The following is a 24237-nucleotide window of genomic DNA, read 5'->3' on the forward strand; positions in this document are numbered from 1 at the left end:
TAACGGTAAGCGGCTCGCGGGCCACTGGCTTGCGGCGGGCGGGCGGGACAAGATCAACGGCATGAGCGAGACGATCGAACGCACCGGCCTGGAACTCCTGCACATCGGCGGTCCCACGGTGCGGTTCCGCTACGCGGGCCGCACCTGGCTGACCGACCCCACCTTCGACGAGCCGGGCGATTACCCGGGGCCCATCACATTGCACAAACTCGTCGGGCCTGCCGTATCGCAGGCGGAAGTCGGCCCCGTGGACGTCGTATTGCTCTCGCACGACGAACACGCCGACAACCTCGACGACTCCGGCCGGAAGTTGCTGACCACGGTGCCGACCGTGCTGTCCACGCCCGGCGCGGCGACCCGGATCGAAGGAGTGCGCGGGCTGGCGAACTGGGAGACGGTGACGGTGCACGGCGTGCAGGTGACCGGCGTGCCGGCCCTGCACGGTCCCGAGGGCTGCGAGCCGTTCAGCGGCATCGTCACCGGGTTCGTGCTGCGCGCCGAAGGCGAACCGACGGTGTACGTCTCGGGTGACAACGCCTCCGTCGACCTGGTACGGCAGATCGTCGAGCGGATCGGCCGCATCGACATCGCCGTGCTCAACGTGGGCGCCGCGAACGTCGGCCGTTTCGGCGACACCGACGTCACCCTGAACGCGCGCACCGCGCTGGAGGCAGCCGAAGCGCTCGGCGACGCGGTGATCGTGCCCGTCCACGCCGAAGGCTGGGCGCACTTCAGCGAGACGCTCGACCACCTGGGCCGTGTCTTCCGCTACGGCGGCCGCACCGAGCAGTTGCGGATACCGCCGCTGGGACGCACCACCACCGTGTGAGACGGGTCGTCCGAACTCAGCTGGGCAACGTGCCGAGAAACTCACCCGGCGCGCGCGGCTCGGGTGGTCGCCGTGCGCGTTCGGCGCGTCGGTCGTGGCGTCGGCCCCGCGCCGGGGCCACGATGGCGGTATGAGGATCGGAGTTCCACAGGAGGTCAAGGATCAAGAGTTCCGGGTAGCCCTGACTCCGGCGGGCGCCGGGGAACTGACCGGGCACGGACACGACGTGCTGGTGCAGGCGGGCGCGGGCGTCGGATCGGGATTTCCCGACGCCGACTACGCCGCGGTGGGTGCCCGCCTGGTCCCCGACGCCGACCAGGTGTGGCGGGAAGCCGACCTGGTGTTGAAGGTGAAGGAGCCGATCGCGCAGGAGTATCAGCGGATGCGCCGTGGGCAGGTGTTGTTCACCTTCCTGCACTTGGCGGCGTCGCGCGAATGCACCGACGCCGTGTTGCGCTCGGGCATCACCGCCATCGCCTACGAGATGGTGCGCGCCGCCGACGGGTCGCTACCCCTGCTGGCTCCGATGAGCGAGATCGCGGGCAAGCTCGGCGCCCAGGTCGGCGCGTATCACCTGATGGCGCCGCTCGGTGGCGCCGGACTGCTGCCCGGCGGCGTCCCCGGCGTGCGCCCGGCGGAAGTGGTGGTGCTCGGCGGCGGCGTCGCGGGGTCGAACGCGGCCGCGGTCGCCGTCGGCATGGGGGCGCGCGTCAGCGTGCTGGACACCAACCTGCATCGGTTGCGCGAACTCGACGCTCGTTTCGACGGGCGGATCGCCACCGTCGCGTCGAACGCCACGGAGGTCCGGCGCGCGGTGTTGTCGGCGGATCTGGTGATCGGCGCGGTGCTGGTTCCCGGTGCGCGTGCGCCGGAGCTGGTCTCCGATGAGCTCGTCGGCGGTATGCGCCCCGGCGCGGTGCTGGTGGACATCTCCATCGACCAGGGCGGCTGCTTCGCCTCGGCCCACCCGACGACGCACGCGAATCCGACCTTCCGGGTGGCGGATTCGCTGTTCTACTGCGTCGCCAACATGCCGGGCGCGGTGCCGCACACCTCGACCATCGCGCTCACCAACGCGACCCTGCCCTACGTGCGGGCGATCGCCGAACTCGGCTGGCAGGAGGCATGCGCCCGGCACCCCGATCTCGCGCACGGGCTCACCGCGGACGCCGGGCGGCTGCTGTCGGCCGAAGTCGCGGCCGCGCACGGATACTCGCGGCCGCTCGGCGTCGCGGGCTGATTACTCCCGCTCGGTGCGGCTTCCGCCCAGGTGCCAGTCGGGCTCACCGGTGGTGGGCAGGTCGCGCAACTTGTCGGGGTTGCGGACCACGTCGATCGCGACGATGCGACCCTCGTCGACGGTGAAGGAGAAGACGCCCGTGTGGGTGCCGTCGAAGACCACCAGTCCGGGCTGGCCGTTGACCAGCACCGCGCGGCCCCAGCCGCCCGCCACTTGGTACCAGCCGAGCAGCAGCTTGGCCACGAGCTCGGCGCCGTGCACGGGCTGCCGGATCGCGGGCACCTTGCCGCCGCCGTCGGCGGTCAGGCTGACGTTCGTGTCGAGGACGCCCAGCAGGGCGCCGAGGTCGCCGGAACGCCACGCCAGCGCGAAGGCCGACACCACCTTCTTCTGCTCGTCGGGGGAGGCGGGAAAGCGCGGGGTGCCCTCCTCGACGTGTTTGCGTGCGCGGGAAGCCAGCTGGCGGACGGCGGCCGGTGTGCGGCCGACCACTTCGGCGACTTCGGGGCCGCTCATGCCGAAGACGTCCTGGAGTACGAACGCGGTGCGCTCGGCGGGCGACAGCGACTCGAGCACGACCAGCAGCGCGGTGGTTACCCGCTCGTCCTGGGTGATCCGGTCGGCGGGGTCGTCCCAGCTGGTCACCTCCGGCTCCGGCAGCCATTCGCCCACGTACTGTTCGCGGCGCACACGAGCGGAGCCGAGGTGGTCGAGGGCGAGCCTGCCGGTGACGGTGGACAGCCAGGCCCGCAAGTTGTCGATCTCACCGGCGGCGCCGCTCTCGTACTGCCGCTGCAACCGCAGCCAGGCCTCCTGCACGACGTCGTCGGCGTCGCTGAGGCTGCCCAAGGTGCTGTAGGCGAGCCTGCGCAGATACGGGCGGTGCTCCTCGAACCGCCGAGCCAGCTCGGCCTGGTCGAGGTGCTCGGGGGAAGGCTGCTCGGAAGTCACGTCTGTTCGCCGTTCGTCGTTCGGGCCCCGCCGGGGCGAGTCTATGGATGCGTCACCAGGTCGACGACGCAGGGGCGCGGAGTGTGACACGGCCGGGCCGTGCGGGACGGTCGCCGCCCGCCCGATAGTGTCGCCGAGTGCAGAAGGGGACCGCTACCGCGCTCGGGTTGCTGCTCGGCTTCGCGCTCGATCGAACGTTCGGCGATCCGCGGCGGTGGCACCCGGTGGCCGGATTCGGTTCGGCGGTGGCGGCTTTGGAGTCGGTGACCTATGCCGACCGGCGCGCGGCGGGGCTGGTGCACGAGGCGCTGGCCGTCGGCGCGGTGGTCGGACTCGGCGCGGCTGTACGCCGCGGCGGCGTGGTCGCGACCGCCGCCGCGACCTGGACCGTGCTGGGGGGCCGGAGTCTGGCCCGAGCCGGTCGCCGGATGGCCGATCGCCTGGCGGGGGGCGATCTCGACGGCGCCCGCGCGCTGCTGCCCTCGCTGTGCGGCCGCGACCCGCAGGCGCTCGACGCGGACGGTCTCGCCCGCGCGGCCCTGGAGTCCATCGCCGAGAACACCTCCGATGCGGCCGTCGCCCCGATGGTGTGGGGAGCGGTGGCGGGCGTTCCGGGTTTGCTCGGATATCGCGCGGTCAACACGCTGGACGCGATGATCGGCTACCGCAACGAGCGCTACCGGCATTTCGGCTGGGCCGCCGCGCGCGTCGACGACGCGGCCAACCTGATCCCGGCGCGCGTCACCGGTTTGCTCACCGCCGTGCTCGCACCCTCGATCGGCGGAAGGCCCGCTGCCGCCTTGGCCGCGTGGCGCCGGGACGCCGCCGGGCATCCCAGCCCCAACGCGGGCGTGGTCGAAGCGTCGATGGCCGGGGCGCTGGGCGTCCGGTTGGGTGGCCGCACCGAGTACCCGCACGGTGTGGAGATGCGCCCGGTGCTCGGTGACGGCCCAGCTCCGACCGTGCACGACTTGCGCCGCGCCGTACGCCTTTCGGAGGCGGTGCAACTCACCGCCACCGTGATCGCCGCCGCGGTGGCCGCGATCAGACGTTGAGTAGTTGGCCGCGGCGGGTGGCCGCGATCAGGCGTTGAGCCGTCCGCCGCACCGGGCAGCCGCGAACGGCGGGAGTCCGCGGGCGGTCGGCCCGCGCACCGGCGGCCGCAGCCGCTCGCGATCGCCGGGCGATGACGGTCATCGGCCGCAGCGTCGGCGCCGCGCGGAACTTCCGATCGGCTGGTGTAGGGGCGCTGATCGTGCGAATCCGGATTATTCCGGCTCGGATAGGGTCGGCGGGTGCGAATCGGGCTCATGACCATCGTGGTGGCGGAGTACGACGCCGCGATCGACTTCTTCGTCGACTCGTTGGGATTCGAACTGATCGAGGACTCAGCGGCTCGCACGAATGACGGCCGCCCGAAACGGTGGGTAGTCGTGCGGCCACCCGGCGCCGAAACCGGCATATTGCTGGCCCGCGCCGACGGTGCGCGGCAAGCCGCGGTGACCGGACAGCAGGTCGCGGGCCGCGTCGGATTCTTCTTGCAGGTCGAGGACTTTCGGTCGGCGTACGACCGAATGGTCTCGCGCGGTGTCGAGTTCGTCGGCGCGCCACGGAGCGAGCCATACGGGCAGGTGGCGGTCTTCCTGGACATCGCTGGGAACCGGTGGGATCTGCTCGGCCCGGCTCAGCCGTAGTGCGAATCGTCCGGCGTCGCGTCGAGCAAGTCCGGCCGCGACCATGCCGGGATCAACCGCGGCCGCGGCCGTAGCGGTCGGCGAGGCGCGCTTGCGTGGTCGGTGCGGCGGCGGGCACGCTGGGAGCCGTCGACGGAGCCTGCTCGGACCCGGCCGGTTCGGTGCCTGACGTGGCCTCGGGCGATTCTGCGGCGGAGCTCTTTTCTTTCCTTCGTTCCCGGATCTCGGCGTAAATGAAATAGCCGAGGCCGAGGGGAGCCATGATGCCGAAGGCCAGCCATTGCAGGCCATAGGACAAATAGGGTCCCGCATCGAGCTGGGGGAGCGGCGTCGGAGTGAACGCGCCCGGTTGGTTTTCACCCAGTTGCAGGTAGCCGCCGCGCTCGCCGCCGGTCGGAACGGCGGTCAGGGACTGTCGCAGGACCGCCGTCTCCTGGGTGGTGTCGATGGAGTACACCTGGCGATAGCCGTCCTGGACGCTCGGGTCCTTGCCGGGCGTGACCCCTTCGGACATCCGGACCCTGGCCTCGATGCGCTGTGGCCCGGCGGGGGGCTCGGGGATCTGCGGCGGGCGCGTGCCGTCGACCGCCGCCACCAGCCCGCGGTCGACGAGCAGCACGCGCCCGTCGTCCAACCGGAACGTCGCGAGCACCGCGTACCCCGGAGCGCCGTCGAGATGGCGCAGCCGCACCAGCGCCGTCGAGTCCGGCACATAACTGCCGGAGGCGGTGACACGCCGCCACTCGGTGTGCTCGCTCCCCGCGCCGGAGAGCACGGTCGTGACATCGATGGGCTCGGCCTTCACCGAGTCGGCGATCAACTGGTTGCGGTGCGACGTGGCGGTGTTCTTGCCGAGTTGCCACGGCGCGAGCACGGTGAAGCACAGGTAGGCGAACGCGGCGACCAGCACCGCCAGGATCAGCCAGCTGGGGCGAAGCAGGAAGGTCAGTCTGCGCATCAGGATCGCTCGTCGGAGACGAGGCGCGGGTCGGGCGGTTCGGCGGCGGCCAGTTCGGCGCGCACCCAGTCGAGCAGGCCGGGGACGGCGGCCTCGATCTGCGCGCGCACGAGTTCGAAGTCCGCCGTGTCGCCGTAGTAGGGATCGGCCACGTCCTGACCGTCGGCGTCCGGGTCGAAGGCGCGCAGCAACCGCAGCCGCTCGGCCGGGATGCCCAGGCGGGCGAGGTCGCGCTGGTGCGAGCTGTCCAGCGCGATCACCAGGTCCGCGTCACTGTGCTCGGCGCCGAACGCCGCGGCGACGTGGCCGGTCGGGTACCCGTATTTGCGCAGGGTCGCGCTGGTGCGCGGGTCGGCGTCGTCGCCCACGTGCCACGAACCGGTGCCCGCGCTGCTCACCCGCACCCGATTGGCCAGGCCGGCCCGGTACAGGTGCGAGGCGAAGATCTTCTCCGCCATCGGAGAGCGGCAGATGTTGCCGGTACAGACGAACGAGACGTGCAGCTGGCCCACGCCTGCCATTCTGGCCGGTCCCGCTCCGGCGCCGCCACGTAGGGTGTGGTCTCGTGGCCGAGGACACCGTCGATCGAGCGAAACTGCGCCACCACGGCGACGTGGACGTACGTCCGGGCATGCTCGATTTCGCGGTGAACGTGCAGGGGGCCGCACCGCCGGAATGGCTGCGGCGGCGCTTGGCCGCGCGCCTCTCCGATCTGGGGCGTTATCCCAGCGCCGAGGACGCCGAAGCCGCCCGCCGCGCGATCGGGGCCCGGCACGGCCGCGATCCCGGGGAGGTGCTGCTGCTGGCCGGCGCGGCGGAAGGCTTCGCCATGCTGCCTCGCCTCGCGCCGCGGTCGGCCGCGGTGTTGCATCCGTCGTTCACCGAGCCCGAACTCGCGCTCCGGGAAGCGGGCGTTCCCGTCACCAGGGTGGTACTCGAACCGCCCTACCGGCTCGATTCCGCCGCGGTGCCCGCCGGAGCCGATCTGGTGGTGCTCGGGAACCCCACCAACCCGACCTCGGTACTGCACCCGGCCGCCGCCATCCGCGCCCTGCGCAGGCTCGGACGCGTCATTGTGGTCGACGAGGCCTTCGCCGACGCGGTGGCCGGTGAGCCGGAATCCCTCGCCGCCGACCCCGCGCCCGACCTGCTCGTCCTGCGCAGCCTCACCAAGACGTGGGCGCTGGCGGGGCTGCGCTGCGGTTACTTCCTCGGCGCGCCCGAGGTGCTGGCGCGCCTCGGCCACGGGCGACCGCACTGGCCGCTGGGCACCCTGCAACTGGAGGCGATCACCGCGACCGCGAGCCCGGCCGCCGTGGCCGAGTCGCAGCGCCGCGCCGAAACGCTCGCCGTGCACCGTGCCGCGATGATCGAGCGCCTGACCGGCCTCGGCGTGGCGGTCCACACTCCGGCGGAAGGCCCGTTCCTGCTGCTGCGCGTGGCGGACGGTGAATTGCTGCGCAAACATTTGGCCGCGGAGGGGATCGCGGTCCGGCGCGCGGACACCTTCCCAGGCCTGGGCCCGGATCACCTGCGCGTCGCGGTCCGTGGCCCCGCGGAGGTCGACCGGTTGGTCGCGGCGATCCGGTCGGCGGATGTCCGGTGAGCACGAGGCTCCGGCCGTGCCACGCCGATCAAAGATCCGATCCCGCGCGCAGGCGCACTGGCCGGACGGAGATTTCGCGTGTCGGACGTCTCACGGCCGGTGGCCGATCTCCACGTCCGCCGCATGGTGGTCGCCGCACCGGGCATCCGGGCGAACAAGGGTCCGGCCCACTCACCACGACGGACGCGGTGTTCGTGGCGCTGGACTGTGCCCTTCGTACCGTCCGACCACTCGAATCACCGGCACGAGACGGGCGAGCGCACGCAGCCACGCAGGCACGCTCGGCGGTGAATCCACTGCCGCACAGTGCGGAACCGAAGCGAAGGAAGGTGGACGATGACCACGCTCGCGGATCTCGTCGGGGCTCTCGACGCGGCCTACCCGCCCGCGCTGGCCGAGCCGTGGGACTCGGTCGGCCTGGTCTGCGGTGACCCGGCCGAGGAGCTGACCCGGGTGCTGTTCGCGGTGGACGCGACCGCCGCGGTCGTCGACGAGGCGATCGACTGGCGTGCGCAGGCGCTGGTGGTGCACCACCCGTTGCTGCTGCGCGGCGTCGACACCGTCGCGGCGAGCACGCCGAAAGGCGCGCTGCTGCATCGGCTGATCCGTTCGGGCTGTGCGCTGTTCACCGCGCACACGAACGCCGACTCCGCCGATCCCGGCGTCTCCGACGCGCTCGCCGCGGCCATCGGCCTGACCGTGACCGGCCCGCTGGACTCCAAACCCGAAGCAGCCGTGGACAACTGGGTGATCCAGGTGCCGCGCACGCACACCGACGCGGTGCTCGCCGCGCTCTTCGCCGCCGGTGCGGGCGCGAGCGGGCACTGTTGCGACCGTGCGGTGCGTGTGCCCGCGACCGGCCAGTTCCGTCCCGAAGCCGCGGAACAAGGCTCCCTGACCGAACTCCAGTACGTCGAGGAGGAGCGGATCGAGGTGGCCGCCCCGCCCGCCGCGCGCTCGGCCGTGCTCGCCGCGCTGCGGGCCGCGCATCCCGGTGACGACCCGGTGTATCACATCAGCGAACGCGCCCAGCTGCCGTCGTCGCTCGGCATCGGCCGGATCGGCACCCTGCCGCAACCGGAATCCTTGCGCGACTTCACCGATCGCGTGGCCCGCGCCCTCCCGCCCACTGCGTGGGGCGTACGCGCCGCGGGCGACCCGGATCGCACCGTCTACACGGTCGCGGTGTGTGGCGGCGCGGGTGACTCCTATCTGAACAGGGCCAGCGGGCTGGGTGTCGATGTGTATCTCACCTCCGACCTGCGCCATCACCCGGTCGACGAGCACCTGCGCAAGGGCGGCCCCGCCTTGGTGGATGCCGCGCACTGGGCGACCGAATTCCCGTGGTGCGCGCAGGCGGAAGCGGTCGTGCGAACCGCCCTTCCCGGTTTGGAGACCAGGGTGTCCACGCTGCGCACCGATCCGTGGACGGTGCGCGCGCCCGGCTGAGCGTCGCACGTCCGCGTCCGAACCCGTTGTCTCGGCGACGAACTGGCAACGGCGTGTCGGGGCGTGTCCGCGCCGGGCCGGAACGGGTTGGGCGTTTCGGGTGAATCGAGTAGTTCGCGCGGGGTACAACTACCGCATGAACTTCCCGGTGGATTTCGGGCTCGTGCAGATCGGGCTGATCCTGCTGCTGGTCGTCGGTGTAGCGCTGATCATCTCCGGTCTGATCGCCGCGCGCCGGGTGGGAATGCGGCCGCTGCTCGCACGCGGAACGGGCGGGCTCGCGCTGCTGCTGGTCGCCGCGGTGCTGTTGTGGATCGCGACGCTGCTGCAGACCTATCTCGGATTGACCGGCGAGATCAAAGCGGCGCATGTGGTGGCCAAGCCGGTGGCGGGACAGGAACACCTGCTCGACGTCGATGTCACCCTGTACGGCGACGACGACCACCCCGAGCAGCGTCTCACCCACCAGGTCGAAGGCGACATGTGGGTGCTGCAAGCGGGCATCGTCGAGTTGGAGCCGTGGGTGAACGCGCTGGGCTTTCACTCCGGCTACCGGATCAGCCGCCTGTACGGTCAGCGTCTGGACGGCGTCGCGACCAAACAGAACCAGATCTTCCTCAACGACGGCGACCGCGACTTCTTCGCCGACATGCGCGCCGGCCGCTGGTGGACCCAGCCGTTCGTGCGCTCCGCCTACGGCAACGCGGTGATCGCGGTGCCCGGCGAATACGACGTCTACATCTCCCGCGACGCCATCAAAACTCGCACGGTCGGCGGCTGACGCCGGTCCGCCGATCCGGCGGGGTACGGTTGAACACCAGTCCCGTCCACCCCGTCCAGGAGTTTGTCCGCGTTGAATGTCGAACCCCCGATCCAGGCCGAGCTGCTGCGGCTCGCCGCCGTCGACGCCGAGCTGACCCGGATCGCGCACCGCCGCACCGTGCTGCCCGAGCAGCAGGAGGTGGCGCGGCTGGAGGCCGAGCGCAACGCGCACTCCGACGCCGCGGTGGCCGTGGAGATCGTGCTGGACGATCTCGACCGCGACATCCGCAAGCTGGAGGGCGAGGTCGAGGCGGTGCGCAAGCGCGAGGAGCGGGACAAGAGTCTGCTCACCGCGGGAACCGTGAACGCCAAACAGCTTTCGGAGATCCAGCACGAGCTGGGCAGTCTGGAGCGCCGCCGCTCCGTGCTGGAGGACGAGCTGCTCGAGGTGATGGAGCGGCGCGAAGCCTCCGCCGCCGACCACGAGCACGCGGGCGCGCGGTTGAGCAAGACCGACGAGGAACTCGGCGATGCCAGGCGACAGCGGGACGAGGCGCTCGCGGACCTGGAGGTGGCGCAGACGCGCTGCGAAACCGATCGCGCGGGCGTGGTCGCGAAGCTGCCCGGCGAACTGCTGGCCATCTACGACCGTCAGCGGGAACAGCACGGTGTCGGCGCCGCCCTGTTGCAGGCGCGGCGCTGCGGCGCGTGCCGCATCGAACTCGATCGCGGCGAGATCGCCCGTATCGCCAAGACCGCTCCCGACGTGGTCGTGCGCTGCCCGGAGTGCGGCGCCATCCTGGTCCGGACCAGGGAATCGGGGCTGTGAGTTCGCCGCGACCGATTGCCGGGGAGATGCGATGAGCTTCCCCGAAGTGATCGTCGAAGCCGACGGCGGCTCGCGGGGCAATCCCGGTCCGGCCGGGTACGGCGCGGTGGTCTACGACGCCGATCACGTCCGGGTGCTCGCCGAGCGCCGGGAGTTCCTCGGCATCGCCACCAACAACGTCGCCGAATATCGCGGACTGATCGCCGGGTTGGCGGCGGCCGCGGAGCTGGGCGCCGAATCGGTCGTGGTGCGGATGGATTCCAAGCTGGTCGTCGAGCAGATGTCCGGTCGCTGGAAGATCAAGCACGCGGCCCTGATCCCGCTCGCCGACCAGGCCCGCAGGATCGCGGCCGGGTTCGCCCGGGTGAGTTACCGCTGGATCCCGCGCGCGCAGAACTCGCATGCCGACCGGCTCGCGAACGAGGCTATGGACGCCGGAGCCGACGTGGACGAGGGCCGTGCCCAGGCCGCCTCCACCCGGTCGGTGGAAGCCGCCGATCCGGCTCTCGCGGACACCGAGCGCGATCTGCCGAGCTGGATCGACGAAGCCAGGGAAGCGAACGCCGAGCAGTCGAAGCCCGCGCAGCACGGTCCCGGTTGGACCCGTGCCACGGGTCGGCCCACGCGTTTGCTGCTGCTTCGCCACGGTCAAACCGAGTTGTCGGTGCAACGCCGCTATTCCGGTCGCGGCAATCCGCCGCTCACCGCGCTGGGCCGCGAGCAGGCCGCGCGCGCCGCGAAAATGCTGGCCGCCAAAGGCGGCATCGCCGCGGTGGTCAGCTCTCCGCTCGGCCGGGCCAGGGAGACCGCCGAGGCGGCCGCCGCCGCGCTCGGGGTCCCGGTCGAGATCCACGACGGGCTGATCGAGACCGACTTCGGCGCGTGGGAGGGATTGACCTTCGCGGAGGCCGCGCAACGCGACCCGGATCTACACGCCCGCTGGATCGGTGACCCCACCGTCGCCGCGCCCGGCGGGGAGAACTTCGAGGAGGTCCGCGCGCGGGTGGACGCGGCTCTGCGCGACCTGCTCGAGCGGTACCCCGGCGCCAATGTGGTCGTGGTCAGTCATGTGACCCCGATCAAGACGCTGCTGCGGCTGGCCCTCGATGCCGGCCCGTCGCTGCTGTATCGCTTGCATCTGGATCTGGCGTCGCTCTCGATAGCCGAGTTCTATCTCGACGGCGGGTCTTCGGTGCGTCTGGTGAACGATACGTCCTACCTCTGAAGCCGACGACGAGCCCGATTCGAGGGCGAACGCGGTGCGTGGAGGGCGAATTATGCCTCATTGCAACACATTTCCGTTTCACAATCGCGCGATGCGGTGAATCTCACTTCAACTCGGCCTTGCGCGCCGAGTAGCGGTAGGCTTCCGGACGGTCAGGCACAGGCGTCCTAGCTGCCTGCCTGGTCGGGGTCGACGCAGTGACCTCGGTCAGTGCTGCTCAGCGGGACGGTTTCGCGCGGGCAGAGTGGCCCGCGGGCCGCGTCGCGGCGGGAACCACCTGTGCCGTCGAGTGGTTCGATGAGAGTGCAGGTTCGATGAGCAGTCCGATCAAGGTTGTCGTTCTCGGGGCAGGGATCGGAGGACTCACCACCGCGGCCGCCCTGCGGCATGCGGGATTCGGCGTCGAACTATACGAAGCGGGCCCGGAACTGCGGGCCCAGGGCTTCGGGCTTTCCGTGCAGGCCAACGGAATCAACGCACTGCGCACGTTGGGTCTCGGCATCGACGAGCAGCTGCTCGAACGCGGCGGCCGGGTCGAGACCTTCCGTTTCTGCAACCCCGACGGCAGCCCGATCCGGGTGCTCCCGGTGCATCGGCTCGACGCCCAGCTCGGCGCACCCGCCGTGGCGCTGCACCGCACCGACCTGCACGACGTGCTGCTGAACGCGATCGGCGACACGCCGACTTTCGTCGGCGCGCAGGCCACCCGCTTCGTCGACGACGGCGAGCACGTGCGCGTCGAGTTCGCCGACGGCCGGGTCGCCGAGGGCGATCTGCTCGTGGGCGCCGACGGTATCCACTCGGTGGTGCGCGCCCAGTTGCACGGTCGCGCCGAGCCGCGGCCCGGCGATTTCGTCTGCTGGCTGGCCTGCATCCCGTTCGAGCACCCCAATGTCGCGCGCGGATTGTCGGCGCACTTCTGGGGCACCGGAATGCGTTTCGGCATCCACGACATCGGTCACGGCCGGGTGTACTGGTGGGGCACCAAGACGCTCCCCGCCGACGAGGCCGCCAACTGGCAGGGCGACAAGGAAGACCTACTGCGCTTGTACGCCGACTGGGCGCCAGAGGTGCGCGCCTGCATCGAGCAGACCGACGAAGCGGCGATCCTGGCCGTGCCCGCTCAGGACCGCCCGCCGCTGGCGCAGTGGGGCCGCGGCCGGGTGACGCTGCTCGGCGACGCGGCGCACCCGATGCTGCCCAGCCTCGGCCAGGGCGCCAACGCCGCGATCGAGGACGCGGTGGTGCTGGCCAGTGTGCTGCGCAACTCCCTGGACCCGGTCGCGGGCCTGCGTCGTTACGAGAAGTTGCGCGCCGACCGCACCGCCATGTTCGTGAACGGATCGGCTTCGCTGGCGAAGATCGAGCAGACCACCGACCCGCGCCTGGTGCGAGTGCGCGACACCTACTTCCGCCACGCGCCCACCGAATTCTTCCTGCGTGAACTCGGCAAACCGATGTCGTTCCCGCCGCCGGACGGGCCGGCGGCGCGACTGCCGCGTCCGCTCTCGCCGGTCGAGCGCTGGCACTGGATCGCCGATCAGCTGGCACCGCTGCACATCCTGTCGCGGGTGCGAATTCGTGGCCACGTCGAAGCCGACCGGATTCGCGCGGGCTTGGACGAAGTACAACGCCGACATCCGCTCTTGCGGGTCGCCGTCGCCGCCGAACCGGACGGCACCGCACCGCGTTTCGTTCCGGTGCAAGCGCCCATCCCGCTGCGCGTGATCGAATCCGAGGACAGCACGAACTGGCTGACCGAGGCCGACGAGGTGGAGCTGCGCGAGCCGTTCGACTGGCGCACCGGCCCGCTGGCCAGGGCGGTGCTGATCAAGGAGACCGACGGCACCAACGAGCTGATCGTCACGCTGCACTACGCCATCGCCGACGGCGAGAGCGCGTTGTCGGTGGCCAAGCAGGTGCTCCAAGTGGCCGCCGGGGAAGGGGGGGACTTCTCGCCCGCGCCGGTCCGGCCGGGCCCGGAAGAACTGTTCCCCCCGCGCTTCCAAGGTGCGGGCGGTGCGCTGCGCACCGCGGGATCGTTCCTGCGCGACCAGAAGTCGCAGCTGCGCAAGCCGCGCAGGCTGGAGCCGACCAGGCTCGCCCCGCCCGCACAGCGGCGCAGCCGGGTGGTGCACCGCAGCCTCGACGGCGACCAGTTGGAGGCGCTCACCGCGGGCTGCGCCCGCCACGGCGTCGGCCTGCAGGCCGCGCTCTCCGCCGCGCTGCTGACCGCGGCGGCCAGGGAGGCGGGCACCGACAAGGCTGCCTGGTACACCGTCGGCAGCTCGGTCAACTTCCGTGAACATCTCGACGGCGCCGCGGGCGACACCGAGGTCGGCACCTATCAGGGCATGATCGCCACCCCGGCGAAGTACGCACCGTGGGCTTCGCTGTGGGAGATCGCCGCCGAGATCGAGCGCGAGTACGGTGCGCGGATGGACCGGCGCGATCACTTGTCCGCGTTGAACCTGCTGAAGGTGGCCGCGCCGAAGTCGGTGGCCGCCAGCGCGTCCACGGTGAAACTCATGGACACTCGCGGCCCGGGACATCTCTGTATGACCTACCTCGGCGACTACCCGTTCCCGGCCAAGATCGGCTCCTGGCAGCTGGAGGGCGCGCAGTTCGTCTCCGGCATGTCCGTCAGCGGCTTCATCATGGCCACCGCCAATGCGACGCACAACGAGCTGTCCCTCAACATCGGCTACGTCGAGCCCGCGGTATCACGTGACCGCGCCGACCGTCTGGCCGACGAAAGCGTGCGCGCGCTGCTGTCAGCTTGCTGACCGGCCCGCATACACCGCGATAACAACAGCAGAGTCGCGGCATCGGCAGTGCCGATGCCGTGATTCGCGATATCGATAACTGGATAAGTGTGGTAGCAGCTTTGCGTGTCAGCGATCAGGGTGGGCTCGAGTAGATCCGCGCACGGCCGGTGCCGCGACTGTCGCGATAGGAGTGACTGTGACATTCGAACCGAGTGCTACTTCCGAGAGACCCCCCGAAGCCTGGCCGGTCAGCGCGTACCAACGCGATGTCTTGTCGGTCGCCTACCGGTATGCCCCGGCGCCGGTCACCCGAAACGCCTACTGCGCGTTCATGGATGAACCGTTCGACATGGACCGGTTGCGGGCCGTGGTGCGCAGGGCGCTGCTCGCCGACGAGGCGCTGCGCCTGCGGTTCGAGTTCTCCGAAGGCCGCTTCTGGCAGTGGGTCTCCGACGAGCTACCCGAGGTCGAGCTGGTCGATCTCAGTTGGGCGTCGGACCCGGCCGCGGCGCGCCGCGACTGGGTGAACCGGGCCAATGTGACGCCGTCCCCGCCCCGGCAGCCGTTCCGGATCGCCGCGCTGGTCGACGGGCCCGACCACTTCCATCTCTACGTGGCGATGCACCACGCGATGATCGACGGCTGGGGCGTGAACGCGCTCTGGAGCGCCCTGGTCGACAACTACAGCCGCACCGACCTCTCGCTCGAGCAGCTCGCCGAGCCGGATCCGTTCACCGAGCAGACCGACCGCGGCGCGGCGACCTATCGCGAGATCGCCGCCGAGCACGAGGAGTATCTGTCCTCCCCGCAGTGGGTGGCGGACCGCGACGCGCTGGTGCGTCGCTTCGAGGGAGTGGTCCCCGCGCTGTTCTCCGGACGTGCGAGCACCCCCAACGTCGACCGGGGGCGGCGGCGCGTGGTGGTGGAACCCGCGTTTCTCGACCGCATTCGCGCCACCGGCTTCTCCGTCTTCGCGTTCACGGTTTCGGCGCTGGCCGCCTACCTGACCACCATTCACCGCTCCGAAGAGGTGGTGATCGGCGTCCCGATGCTCAACCGGCACAGCGCGGAGACCTTCCGCACCGCCGGGCACCGGACGAATGTGGTGCCCCTGCGCATCCGGGTCGACCCCGCCGAGCCGCTGTCGGCGGTCGCCTCGGAAGTGGCCGCGCAGATCCGGGAACTCAAGCGCTACGAGCGTTTTCCCTACGGTGACCTGGCACGTGCCCTCAGCAGCGATCCCACGGCGCCGCCGCTGTTCGACGTGGCGTACTCCTACATCAAGATGCCGCCGTCGGATCACCTCGACAAGATTCTCGGCACCCTCGACATCGTCAACCCGGGCACGGTGCTCGAGGCGCTGAACATTCTCGGCGTCGAGCACGCGCGCGACGGCTCGCTGAACCTCCAGCTGTACTACGACAAGGACGTCTTCGACGAGAATTTCCCGTTCGAGTCGGTCGTGCGCGGCGTCGGTGCGCTGGTGGTGGCGGCGCTGGACCGGCCTGAGGCGCCGATCTCGGACTTGCCGCTGATGTCGCGGCGGGAGCAGGCGGCCGTCGCCGCGTTCGAATCCGGACCGCGCGAGGAATTCCCGTACACGACGATCGACCGGCTGGTCGCCGACGTGGCCACGCGCCATCCGGACCGGATCGCGATCGAACCGGTCGCCGGGTCCGGGGAGCAGCCGCTGCGCTACGCCGAATTGTCCGCGCTGGCCGACGGTTTCGCCGCGAGGCTGCACGCATTGGGCGCGACCGGCAACGAATGCGTCCCGGTGGTACTGCCCCGCTCGACGGAGATGCTCGTCGCGATCTTCGGTGCGCTGCGGGCCGGTTGCGCCTATGTGCCGCTCGACCCCGACTTCCCGGCCGCTCGTATCGAGACCGTGCTCGCCGACTGCGGGGCACGATTCGTCGTGGCGGGGCCGGAGCATGGAGCGGTTTTCGACAGGCTGGGCGTCACGAGGATCACGGTGGCCGACACCGTCCCGGCGCGTGGTATCGAAAACGTCTCGCATCCAGCGGATCTCAGCTATCTCATCTACACCTCCGGTTCCACGGGCGTGCCCAAGGGCGTGATGATCGAGCACCGGTCGGTGGTGAACCGCCTGACCTGGATGCAGCGACGCTACCCCCTACACGACTCGGACGTGATCCTGCAGAAGACGCCGGTGACCTTCGACGTCTCGGTGTGGGAGCTGTTCTGGTGGGCGATCACCGGCGCCAAAGTGGCGCTGCTGGAACCTGGCGGCGAGCGCGATCCGCGCCGCATCGCCGACGCGATCGCCGCACACGGCGTGACGGTGCTGCACTTCGTGCCCTCCATGCTGGCCGCGTTCGTCGACGAACTCGCGGCCGACCCCGCCACGGTCGCCCGCATCGGCAGCGTGCGACGGGTCTTCTGCAGCGGCGAGGCGCTACCCCCGGCGCTCGTGCGCCGGTTCCACGCGGTCTTCGCCGCGGCCGGGGCGTCGGCGCCGCAGCTGGTGAATCTCTACGGACCCACCGAGGCCACCGTCGACGTCTCCTATTTCGACTGCCCCGCCGACGATCCGCTCGACGTGGTGCCGATCGGCCGCCCGATCGACAACATCGACTTGCTCGTGCTCGATCACATCGGCCGCCGGGTGCCGGTCGGCGTGCCGGGGGAGCTGAACATCGCGGGGGTGGGCGTGGCCCGCGGCTATCGCGGCAGGCCCGAGCTGACCGCGGCGGCGTTCGTCGACGATCGCGCGGTGCCGGGGCGCCGCCGGTACCGGACCGGTGACCTGGCGCGCTGGCTGCCGGACGGCAATCTCGAATACCTGGGTCGCTTCGACGATCAGGTGAAGATCCGCGGCAACCGGATCACCCTCGGCGAGGTGCAGAACGCGATGCTCGGCTGCGCCGGGGTCCGTGCGGCGGCCGTGGTGGACGAGGTCTCGGAAGCGCACGGCGTGCAACTGGTCGGCTATTTCGTCGGCGCCGACGTCTCCGGTGAGGAGATCGCCGCGCAGCTGGCGGCCCGGCTGCCCCGCTACATGGTGCCGTCGCGACTGATCCGGGTGGACCGGATTCCGCTGACTCGCAACGGGAAACTGGACCGGCGCGCCCTGGCCGAGCAGCTCGTCCTCGGCCACGGCGGCGAGCCGGTCGCGGGCGCGGAGCCGCGCACCGATGTCGAGACCAGGCTCGCGCAGGTCTGGCGCACCGTGCTGGGCGTCGAGTCGGTCGGCGTGCACGACAACTTCTTCACCCACGGCGGCGATTCCATCCTCGCGCTGGCCGTGCGCACCGCAGCCGAACGCGCCGGGCTCTACTTCGACGTGGACGCCTTCTACCAGGCGCCCACCATCGCGGAGCTGGCCCGCGTCGTGCGCGACGACCGCCACGACGAGCGTGGCCGCGTCGCCTCGCCCCTGGAGACGGTGCCGCTGATCGACCGCGCCGCGCTGCACCAGGCCGAGGACGCGTTCCCGGCAACGGCCCTGCAACTGGGCATGCTGTATCACAGCATCGAGCGCGCCGACTCGGTCACCTACAAGGACGTGTTCCGCTATCGGCTCGAAGTACCCTGGGACGCCTCGCAATTCAGGGATGCCGTGGGCCGGCTGGTGCGGCGTCAACCCGCGCTGCGCTCGTCGTTCGAGCTGAGCAGGTATTCGGTTCCGTTGCAGATCGTGCATGTCGCGCCGCCCTACGAACTGGAGATCATCGATCTCGGCGAGATGGACGAGGCGGACGGCGAGGATCTGATCGAGATCTATCTCCAGGAGCGGGCCCACGCCCAGTACGACATCTCACGCGCTCCGCTTTTCGCGATCCGGGTATTCGTCCGTCCCGGCTCGCAGCAGCCGGTCGGCACGGTGGACCTGGTGCTGAGCTTCCACCACGCCATCCTGGACGGCTGGAGTGTCGCCACGTCGGTGCTGGAACTGCTGCTGGACTACCTCCACCACATCGGCATGACTCGCAACCGGGTCGAGGCCACCCCGCATCCGGCCACCGTGCTCGCCGAGTACGCGCGGGCCGAGCAGAGCGCCGCGCGCGACAGCGCGGCCCGCGCTTACTGGCTGACCGCCCTGGAAGGCGCCGAACCCACCGCGCTCACCGCGCTGGGGGTGCACCAGCCGGTGGTGGCGGGCGTGCCGCAAGCGCGGGCGCTGGTGCCGCGCAGGCTGGCCGAACGGGTCTCGGCGTTCGCCACGCGCCACCAGGTGCCGGAGAAATCGGTGTACCTGGCCGCGCACTGCCTGGCGTTGCGGGCGCTGACCGGCCGCACGGACGTCACCACCGGCGTGGTGAGCCACGGTCGCCCGGACCGGGCCGGCGCCGAACGAGTGGCGGGCCTGTTCCTCAACACGCTGCCGATCCGGTTGGACGGCACCGCGACCACATGGCGCGCGGCGGTAGAGCAGATCGCGCGACGCGAACGCGAGGCCTACCCGTTCCGCCGCTACCCGCTGCGGTCGATCCTCGCCGACGGCGGGCCGGTCTTCGAGACGGCGTTCAACTTCGTCAACTACCACGTCTTCCAGCCCATGCTCGTGCTGGACGGCGTGCGCCTGCTCGACTTCGACGCTCGCGAGGAGACCAACTTCCAACTGCTGGTCACCGCGGCCACCGACCCGCGCGACGGCCGGATGTGGTTGCGGGTGGACGGCGACCACACGCTGACCGCCGAGCAGTGCGAGACCGTGGCGCTCACCCAGTTGCGCATGCTGGCCGGAATCGTCGCCGACCCGGACGCGGCGATCGACCGTGGCGTCGGCCCCGCGACCGCCCGCGACGTGGGCACGCTGGTGGCCGAGGCGGCCGCGCTCGACCCCACCCGCATCGCCCTGGCCGGTGACGAGGAATCGGTCACCTACGACGAGCTGATCGATCGCTCCGACCGGCTGGCCCGGCGCCTGGTCGGGCTCGGGGTGGCGCCGGGCGACCGGGTCGGCATCCTGATGGGGCGCCGCCCGCGGCTGGTGCTGCTCGTGCTCGCGCTGACCAGGATCGGGGCCGCGTGTGTTCCGCTGGATGTCAGCTACCCGCGAGCCAGGCTCAATCTGATGATCGACCGAGCTCGCCCGCACCGGGTGATCGCCGACGCCGCCTATCGCGACATCGTCGACGACGCCGCCTTGGTGCTGGACACCGCCGCGCTCTTCGACGACTCCGTGCCCGACGCGGAAGTGGCGCTGCCCGACCACGTCTCGCCCGACGCGGTGGCCTACGTGCTGTTCACCTCCGGGTCGACCGGCGAGCCCAAGGGCGTCGCCATGCCGCATCGCGGCCTGACCTCTCTGGTGGACTGGCAGAATCGCGCGGCCACCGGCAGCGGCCTGCTGAGCACACTGCAGTTGGCGCCGTTGAGTTTCGACGTCTCGTTCCAGGAGATCTTCACCACCCTCGCGGCCGGGTCCACCCTGCGGGTGAGTTCGGCGGATCTGCGATCGAACGTCGAGCAACTGCTGGCCACGGTGGTGGAAGAGGGCATCGAACGGCTCTTCCTGCCGTACGTGGCCTTGCAGGCGTTCGCCGAGGCGGCCGTGGCGCATCGGATGTTCCCGACCGAACTGAAGGTGCTGATCTCCTCCGGCGAGCAGCTGCGCATCACCGACGAGATCCGCGCCCTGTGCAAGGTGGTTCCCGGCCTGGTGCTGGAGAACCAGTACGGTCCCACCGAGTCCCACGTCGCGACCAAGTTCACGCTCACGGGTCCGGCCGACGAGTTCCCCGCGCTGCCGCCCATCGGGCGCGCCGTCGACGGCGACACCGTCGAACTACTCGACAGCGCCCTGCGGCCGGTGCCGGACGGCGTGATCGGCGAGATCTATCTCGGCGGCCGCAGCATCGCCCGCGGCTACGAGGGCAGGCCCGCGCTCACCGCGCAGCGGTTCGTCGCCACGCACGCGGGCGGAATCCGCTACCGCACCGGCGATCTCGGCGTCCGGCTGTTCTCCGGCGACATCGTCTGCCTGGGACGCAGCGACAGCCAGGTGAAGATCCGCGGGTTCCGGGTGGAGCCGGCCGAAGTCGAGCTGTGCATCCTGAGCTTGGTCGAGAAGTTCCCCGGCATCACCGAGGCCGCAGTGGTGGCGCGCGGTTTCGGCGGCATAGACGGCTCGCTGATCGCGTTCCTGGTCGGCGCGCCCGAGCAGACCGACCTCGCCGCGTTGCGGCACGACCTGCGCTCGATGCTGCCCGCGCACATGGTGCCGTCGCGGTTCGCCTGGCTCGATGAGCTGCCCCGCACGCCCAGCGGCAAGCGCGACGACGCGACGCTGCGCGCCTACGGCGAGGACGCGACGGAAACCGTGTCGGCGCGGCGGGAGCCCGCCGACGAGTACGAGCGGTCGGCGGTCGAACTGCTCGCCGAGTACGCGGGACTGCGCGCCATCGGTGTGGACGACGACTTCTTCGCGGCGGGCGGCACCTCGATCGGGGCGATGCGCGTGGTGATGGCGCTGTCGCGCCGGTGGGGCGTCGAGGTGCCGCTGGACGCGTTCATCGGCGCGCCCACCGCCGCCGGGATCGCCACCCTGGTGCGGGCGGGTGCCGTGCAACGCACATTCGACCCGCTGGTGCCGATCAGCGTCGGCGGCAGCAAGCCACCGCTGTTCCTGGTGCACCCGATCGGCGGAAACGTGCTGTGCTACCTGGCCCTCGCGCGTTATCTGGATCCGGATCGCCCGATCTACGGGTTGCAGGCGGCAGGCGCGGATTCCGGTAGCGCCCCGGAGAAGACCATTCCCGCGATGACGGAGTCGTACCTGCAGGCGGTGCGGCGGGTGCATCCGAAGGGGCCGTATCACTTGGCGGGTTGGTCGTTCGGCGGCTACGTCGCGTTGGAGATGGCCCGCCAGCTGCCCGAGCACGAGGTCTCCAGTGTGACGCTGCTGGACACCATGGCGCTGCGCGCACGCACCCGGACCCCGATTCCGGAGGAGAAGCTCATCCGGTGGTTCTTCCTCGAGCTGCTGTGGTACGCGCGGGGAAGCCGCTCCGCCCTGGTCGATTTCGAGCCCGGCGTGCACAATTCCGAGGATCTGTTCGCGGCGATGCTGGCGGAGTCGGTGCGGTCGGGCATCCTGCCCGCCGACAGTTCGCCGCAGGCGATCCGGCGGCTCTACGAGGTGTTCTTCGCCAACTACTCGGCCATGCTGGACTACAAGCTCGAGCCGTACCAGCGCGACATCACGCTGCTGCGCGCCACCGAGGGCCTGCCGCCGGGCGTCGACCTGGCGCACAAGACCGTCGGCAGCATGTTCGACAGCGCCGACAACGGCTGGAAGCAGTACGCGGCGCGCCGGTTCACGGTGATCGACGTGCCGGGCGATCACCTGAACATGATGACCGAGCCGAACATCGGCGAGCTGGGGCTGCGGTTGGACGAGGTGCTGTCGGCCGCCGATCCCGACCTGGACCGCGAGTGGGACGAGTCCATGCTGGACGCCTGAGGTCCGCTCACGACTTCGCCGCGGCCGCCGCCCCGCGCAGCGCGGCCGCGGTGAAGTCGTCCAGGGGATAGAACAATTCGATGGCCAGCTCCGACAGCGTCACGTCGGCCGGAGCGCCGAAGGTCGCCATCGTGCTGAACATCGACAGTTCGCCCGCCGGGGTGCTGATCCGGATCGGCACCTCGAACGGGCTGGACGGTATGCCGGTCCGCGCCTGCGCGTCCGTCCCCGGCGGATCGGGGTAGGCGGAGACCTCGTCGTAGAGTGCGGTCAGTTCCGTGTCACCGCTCGCGCTGACCTGCCTGGCCAGCCGCTCCAGGAACAGCTCGCGCACCTGGGTGCGGTTGGCCAACCGGGCCGAGAGCCCGTCCGGGTGCAGCACCAGCCGGTAGACGTTGGGCCGGGGCGCGCGGACGTGCTCGGGGACGCCGTCCATCAGCACGCTCATCGCCGCGTTGCCCACCACCACGTTCCACAGCCGATCGATGACCACCGCCGGATACGGTTCGTGGGCGGTCAGCATGGCGTCCAGCGCGGAGCGGACCGACGCGAGATGGGCGTCGTCGAGGCTGCTCTCCCGGTAGGCGGGCGCGAAACCGGCCGCGACGAGCAGGGTGTTGCGTTCGCGCAGCGGCACCTCCAGCGTGTCGCACAGCCGCAGCACCATCGCCCGGCTCGGCGCGGCTCGGCCGGTCTCCACGTAGGACAGGTGCCGCGCCGAGGTGTCCGCGGCCAGCGCCAGGTCGAGCTGGCTCAGCCTGCGCCGTTGCCGCCATTCCCGCAGCAGGATGCCCGCTCTCGACTGTGTCCGCACCGAAGTCACCCGGTCAGCTAAGCATCCCGGCGCGCGGTGCGGCCATGACCTCGGAGGTTATTGAGACGCCCATCTCCGGGCAGCAGGGTTGGTGCCGGGAGCCGATCGGCCCCGCCGGATCGACCACGGGAGTACGACATGAGACCCACCACCCTGGCTCGCCGCGACGGCGGCGCCGCGTTCCTGTGCTCCGCATTGCGCGTGGACGGCTGGAGCACCGGGATCTTCGGCGGGGTGTTGCTCGCCGGAGCCGGACTGCTGCGCGACCCGCTCGGGGTACCGACGGGCTGGAGCCTCGCGTTCGGCGTCGTCATGCTCGGCGGCGCGCTCGCGTTGCTGTCGATCGCCCGGCGCCCGGCGGTCGCCGCGCGCTACGCGGGGGCGGTGGTCACGGTCAACGCGCTCTCCGCGGCCGGGATGATCGGGCTGGCCGGTTCGGGATTCTTCGCGTTGACCGGGCTCGCTCTCGCATTCCTACTCGTCGGAGCGGCGGCGGTGGCGACCTTCGCCGGGCTGGAGTTCGCCGGACTGCGCAGGCTCGGGTGAGCGCCGTGCTCGACGACGACCGGTCCCGCCGCGCCGACGAAGCGACCCGCGCGACTGCTCCGGACACCCTTGCCGGTTCGAGGTTGCGAGGATCGGGTTGCCCGTCGCCGATGTCGCGGTGACAGCGCCTCGCCGTGGTCGAAATCCGTTGTGCACGAGGTCTTCGACCCGGTAGAGACATGCGGATGGACGTCTCGATACCCAGGATCAGATCGCTCGCGCCCGATGACTGGGCGGTGTTCCGGCGTGTCCGGCTCGCGGCGCTGACCGACGCGCCGCAGTTCTTCGGTACCACCCTGGCCGAGGCGCGGGCCCGCACCGAAAGCGACTGGCGGCGAGCCCTGTCGGACCGGGTGCAGTTCGTGGCGGAGTCGGGCGGGACCGAAGTGGGCACCGTCGCGGGCATGCTCGACCCGGAACGCGGTGGCGTGCACCTGATCTCGATGTGGGTGGCGCCGCGGGCACGGGGGACCGGCGTGTCCGACCGGCTGGTCGGCGCGGTGCTCGACTGGGCGGTCGCGGGCGGACACGACGTCGTCCGTTTGGAGTTCGCCGAGCACAATGCCTTCGCGGAGCGGCTGTATCTGCGCAATGGCTTCGTGCGGACCGGGGTGAGCGGGCCCATGGCCCCGGGCGACCCGCGACGGGAATTCGAGATGGCGTGGCGGCCGTCCCGTTTGTCCGCCCCTTCGCAGGGTATCCGGGCCGCGACGGCATCCGAGACGCCCGTCCCGCACCGCGACGCCGAGCACAGGAGACAGCCATGAACAAGCGCAAGCCCACGGACAAGGGACCCGACGACGTGCAAGACACCGCCGACGTCTCCGGTGGCCGGTCGGCCGGAACCGGGCAACCGGCCGAGGGTGCGGCGCACGGGGGCCGGGAGCCGGAGCCGGGCGCCACTCGGCGCGCGGCGGGCACGCCCGGCGACTCCGACGAAGGCGGCGCGGGAGCGTCGGCCACGGGGAGTGCGGCGCAGGTCTCGGAAGACGCGTCCGTGCAGGCGGGCGGCGCCGCCGACGCGGCGGCGACGGTGACTTCAGGGAAGGTTCCGACCGGCACGGCCCCGCAGGCGGGCAGCACGCCTGATGCGGGGGAGTCCGTCACGACCGGTACGGCCTCGCGGGCAGGCAG

Annotated in this window: 17 protein-coding genes and 1 pseudogene; 14 read left to right on the forward strand and 4 right to left on the reverse strand. The window is 70.9% G+C overall.

The genetic code is table 11. The features are described from left to right. The first annotated feature begins 61 nt into the window (after positions 1–61). Together ACIHAX_RS33135 and ald are read left to right on the forward strand one after the other, a co-directional pair. Positions 62–829 (forward strand): MBL fold metallo-hydrolase, encoded by a 768-nt coding sequence (locus ACIHAX_RS33135; RefSeq protein ID WP_364427697.1) that lies wholly within the window; start codon positions 62–64, stop codon positions 827–829. Positions 830–959: 130 nt separating this feature from the next. Further along, entirely contained in the window at positions 960–2069 is a 1110-nt protein-coding gene (gene ald / locus ACIHAX_RS33140; protein WP_356965054.1) for an alanine dehydrogenase, read from the forward strand. Here the strand turns inward: ald and sigJ are convergent, their stop codons facing one another. Next, positions 2070–3020, reverse strand: coding sequence for an RNA polymerase sigma factor SigJ (sigJ, locus tag ACIHAX_RS33145; RefSeq protein ID WP_397281526.1), 951 nt, complete (start codon positions 3018–3020; stop codon positions 2070–2072). It abuts the gene before it with no gap. A 137-nt stretch (positions 3021–3157) separates the two neighbouring features. Between sigJ and ACIHAX_RS33150 the strand changes: the two genes are divergently transcribed. Continuing rightward, the gene (locus tag ACIHAX_RS33150) at positions 3158–4075 is read left to right on the forward strand and encodes a cobalamin biosynthesis protein (RefSeq protein ID WP_364427704.1); all 918 of its coding nucleotides are present in this window, start codon (positions 3158–3160) and stop codon (positions 4073–4075) included. Between the two features lie 240 nt (positions 4076–4315). Next, the gene (locus ACIHAX_RS33155) at positions 4316–4714 is read left to right on the forward strand and encodes a VOC family protein (protein ID WP_397281528.1); all 399 of its coding nucleotides are present in this window, start codon (positions 4316–4318) and stop codon (positions 4712–4714) included. A 52-nt stretch (positions 4715–4766) separates the two neighbouring features. Here ACIHAX_RS33155 and ACIHAX_RS33160 read toward each other — a convergent pair whose 3' ends face one another. After that, positions 4767–5672 carry an SURF1 family protein gene (locus ACIHAX_RS33160; protein WP_364427713.1) on the reverse strand — a complete coding sequence of 302 codons (906 nt, stop codon included), beginning with the start codon at positions 5670–5672 and terminating at the stop codon, positions 4767–4769. Further along, entirely contained in the window at positions 5672–6193 is a 522-nt protein-coding gene (locus ACIHAX_RS33165) for a low molecular weight protein-tyrosine-phosphatase (RefSeq protein ID WP_355072774.1), read from the reverse strand. Before ACIHAX_RS33165 ends, ACIHAX_RS33160 begins: the two co-directional genes overlap by 1 nt. 44 nt (positions 6194–6237) lie before the next feature. Here ACIHAX_RS33165 and cobC point away from each other — a divergent pair, with 44 nt between their 5' ends. The 7 genes from cobC (at position 6238) to ACIHAX_RS33200 (ending at position 21743) form a co-directional block, all read left to right on the forward strand. Beyond that, entirely contained in the window at positions 6238–7278 is a 1041-nt protein-coding gene (cobC, locus tag ACIHAX_RS33170; protein WP_397281531.1) for an Rv2231c family pyridoxal phosphate-dependent protein CobC, read from the forward strand. Positions 7279–7614: 336 nt separating this feature from the next. Further along, positions 7615–8727: a Nif3-like dinuclear metal center hexameric protein gene (locus ACIHAX_RS33175; protein ID WP_397281533.1), complete on the forward strand. Its 1113-nt coding sequence runs from the start codon at positions 7615–7617 to the stop codon at positions 8725–8727. 136 nt (positions 8728–8863) lie between these two features. Continuing rightward, positions 8864–9508: a hypothetical protein gene (locus ACIHAX_RS33180; RefSeq protein WP_364427725.1), complete on the forward strand. Its 645-nt coding sequence runs from the start codon at positions 8864–8866 to the stop codon at positions 9506–9508. 72 nt (positions 9509–9580) lie between these two features. Continuing rightward, positions 9581–10318: a C4-type zinc ribbon domain-containing protein gene (locus ACIHAX_RS33185; RefSeq protein WP_355072781.1), complete on the forward strand. Its 738-nt coding sequence runs from the start codon at positions 9581–9583 to the stop codon at positions 10316–10318. A gap of 31 nt (positions 10319–10349) precedes the next feature. Continuing rightward, positions 10350–11543 carry a bifunctional RNase H/acid phosphatase gene (locus tag ACIHAX_RS33190; protein WP_364427731.1) on the forward strand — a complete coding sequence of 398 codons (1194 nt, stop codon included), beginning with the start codon at positions 10350–10352 and terminating at the stop codon, positions 11541–11543. Positions 11544–11857: 314 nt separating this feature from the next. After that, positions 11858–14329 carry an FAD-dependent monooxygenase gene (locus ACIHAX_RS33195; RefSeq protein WP_397281536.1) on the forward strand — a complete coding sequence of 824 codons (2472 nt, stop codon included), beginning with the start codon at positions 11858–11860 and terminating at the stop codon, positions 14327–14329. 313 nt (positions 14330–14642) lie between these two features. Then, positions 14643–21743, forward strand: a complete 7101-nt coding sequence (locus ACIHAX_RS33200) for an amino acid adenylation domain-containing protein (protein WP_397281538.1) — start codon at positions 14643–14645, stop codon at positions 21741–21743. Between the two features lie 7 nt (positions 21744–21750). On the opposite strand, the gene ACIHAX_RS33205 is transcribed toward ACIHAX_RS33200, so the two are convergent. Beyond that, positions 21751–22566: a helix-turn-helix domain-containing protein gene (locus ACIHAX_RS33205; RefSeq protein WP_397281540.1), complete on the reverse strand. Its 816-nt coding sequence runs from the start codon at positions 22564–22566 to the stop codon at positions 21751–21753. Positions 22567–22695: 129 nt separating this feature from the next. On the opposite strand from ACIHAX_RS33205, the gene ACIHAX_RS33210 reads away from it, so the two are divergent. The 3 genes and pseudogenes from ACIHAX_RS33210 to ACIHAX_RS33220 form a co-directional block, all read left to right on the forward strand. Next, positions 22696–23103, forward strand: a complete 408-nt coding sequence (locus ACIHAX_RS33210; RefSeq protein ID WP_397281542.1) for a hypothetical protein — start codon at positions 22696–22698, stop codon at positions 23101–23103. Between the two features lie 185 nt (positions 23104–23288). Beyond that, positions 23289–23870 (forward strand): GNAT family N-acetyltransferase, encoded by a 582-nt coding sequence (locus ACIHAX_RS33215; protein WP_355072790.1) that lies wholly within the window; start codon positions 23289–23291, stop codon positions 23868–23870. After that, positions 23867–24237, forward strand: a pseudogene (locus tag ACIHAX_RS33220) (hypothetical protein); the annotation flags it as partial. The gene ACIHAX_RS33215 and the pseudogene ACIHAX_RS33220, both read left to right, overlap by 4 nt.

This window comes from Nocardia sp. NPDC051929, assembly GCF_044548645.1.
Taxonomy (GTDB): Bacteria; Actinomycetota; Actinomycetes; order Mycobacteriales; family Mycobacteriaceae; genus Nocardia; species Nocardia sichangensis.

Coding starts and splice junctions, on each gene's coding strand:
- ACIHAX_RS33200 (WP_397281538.1), top strand. CDS start 14,643: ATGGATGAACCGTTCGACATGGACCGGTTGCGGGCCGTGGTGCGCAGG.
- ACIHAX_RS33180 (WP_364427725.1), top strand. CDS start 8,864: ATGAACTTCCCGGTGGATTTCGGGCTCGTGCAGATCGGGCTGATCCTG.
- ACIHAX_RS33195 (WP_397281536.1), top strand. CDS start 11,858: ATGAGCAGTCCGATCAAGGTTGTCGTTCTCGGGGCAGGGATCGGAGGA.
- ACIHAX_RS33175 (WP_397281533.1), top strand. CDS start 7,615: ATGACCACGCTCGCGGATCTCGTCGGGGCTCTCGACGCGGCCTACCCG.
- ald (WP_356965054.1), top strand. CDS start 960: ATGAGGATCGGAGTTCCACAGGAGGTCAAGGATCAAGAGTTCCGGGTA.
- ACIHAX_RS33165 (WP_355072774.1), bottom strand. CDS start 6,193: ATGGCAGGCGTGGGCCAGCTGCACGTCTCGTTCGTCTGTACCGGCAAC.
- ACIHAX_RS33210 (WP_397281542.1), top strand. CDS start 22,696: ATGAGACCCACCACCCTGGCTCGCCGCGACGGCGGCGCCGCGTTCCTG.
- ACIHAX_RS33135 (WP_364427697.1), top strand. CDS start 62: ATGAGCGAGACGATCGAACGCACCGGCCTGGAACTCCTGCACATCGGC.
- ACIHAX_RS33190 (WP_364427731.1), top strand. CDS start 10,350: ATGAGCTTCCCCGAAGTGATCGTCGAAGCCGACGGCGGCTCGCGGGGC.
- ACIHAX_RS33215 (WP_355072790.1), top strand. CDS start 23,289: ATGGACGTCTCGATACCCAGGATCAGATCGCTCGCGCCCGATGACTGG.
- ACIHAX_RS33160 (WP_364427713.1), bottom strand. CDS start 5,672: ATGCGCAGACTGACCTTCCTGCTTCGCCCCAGCTGGCTGATCCTGGCG.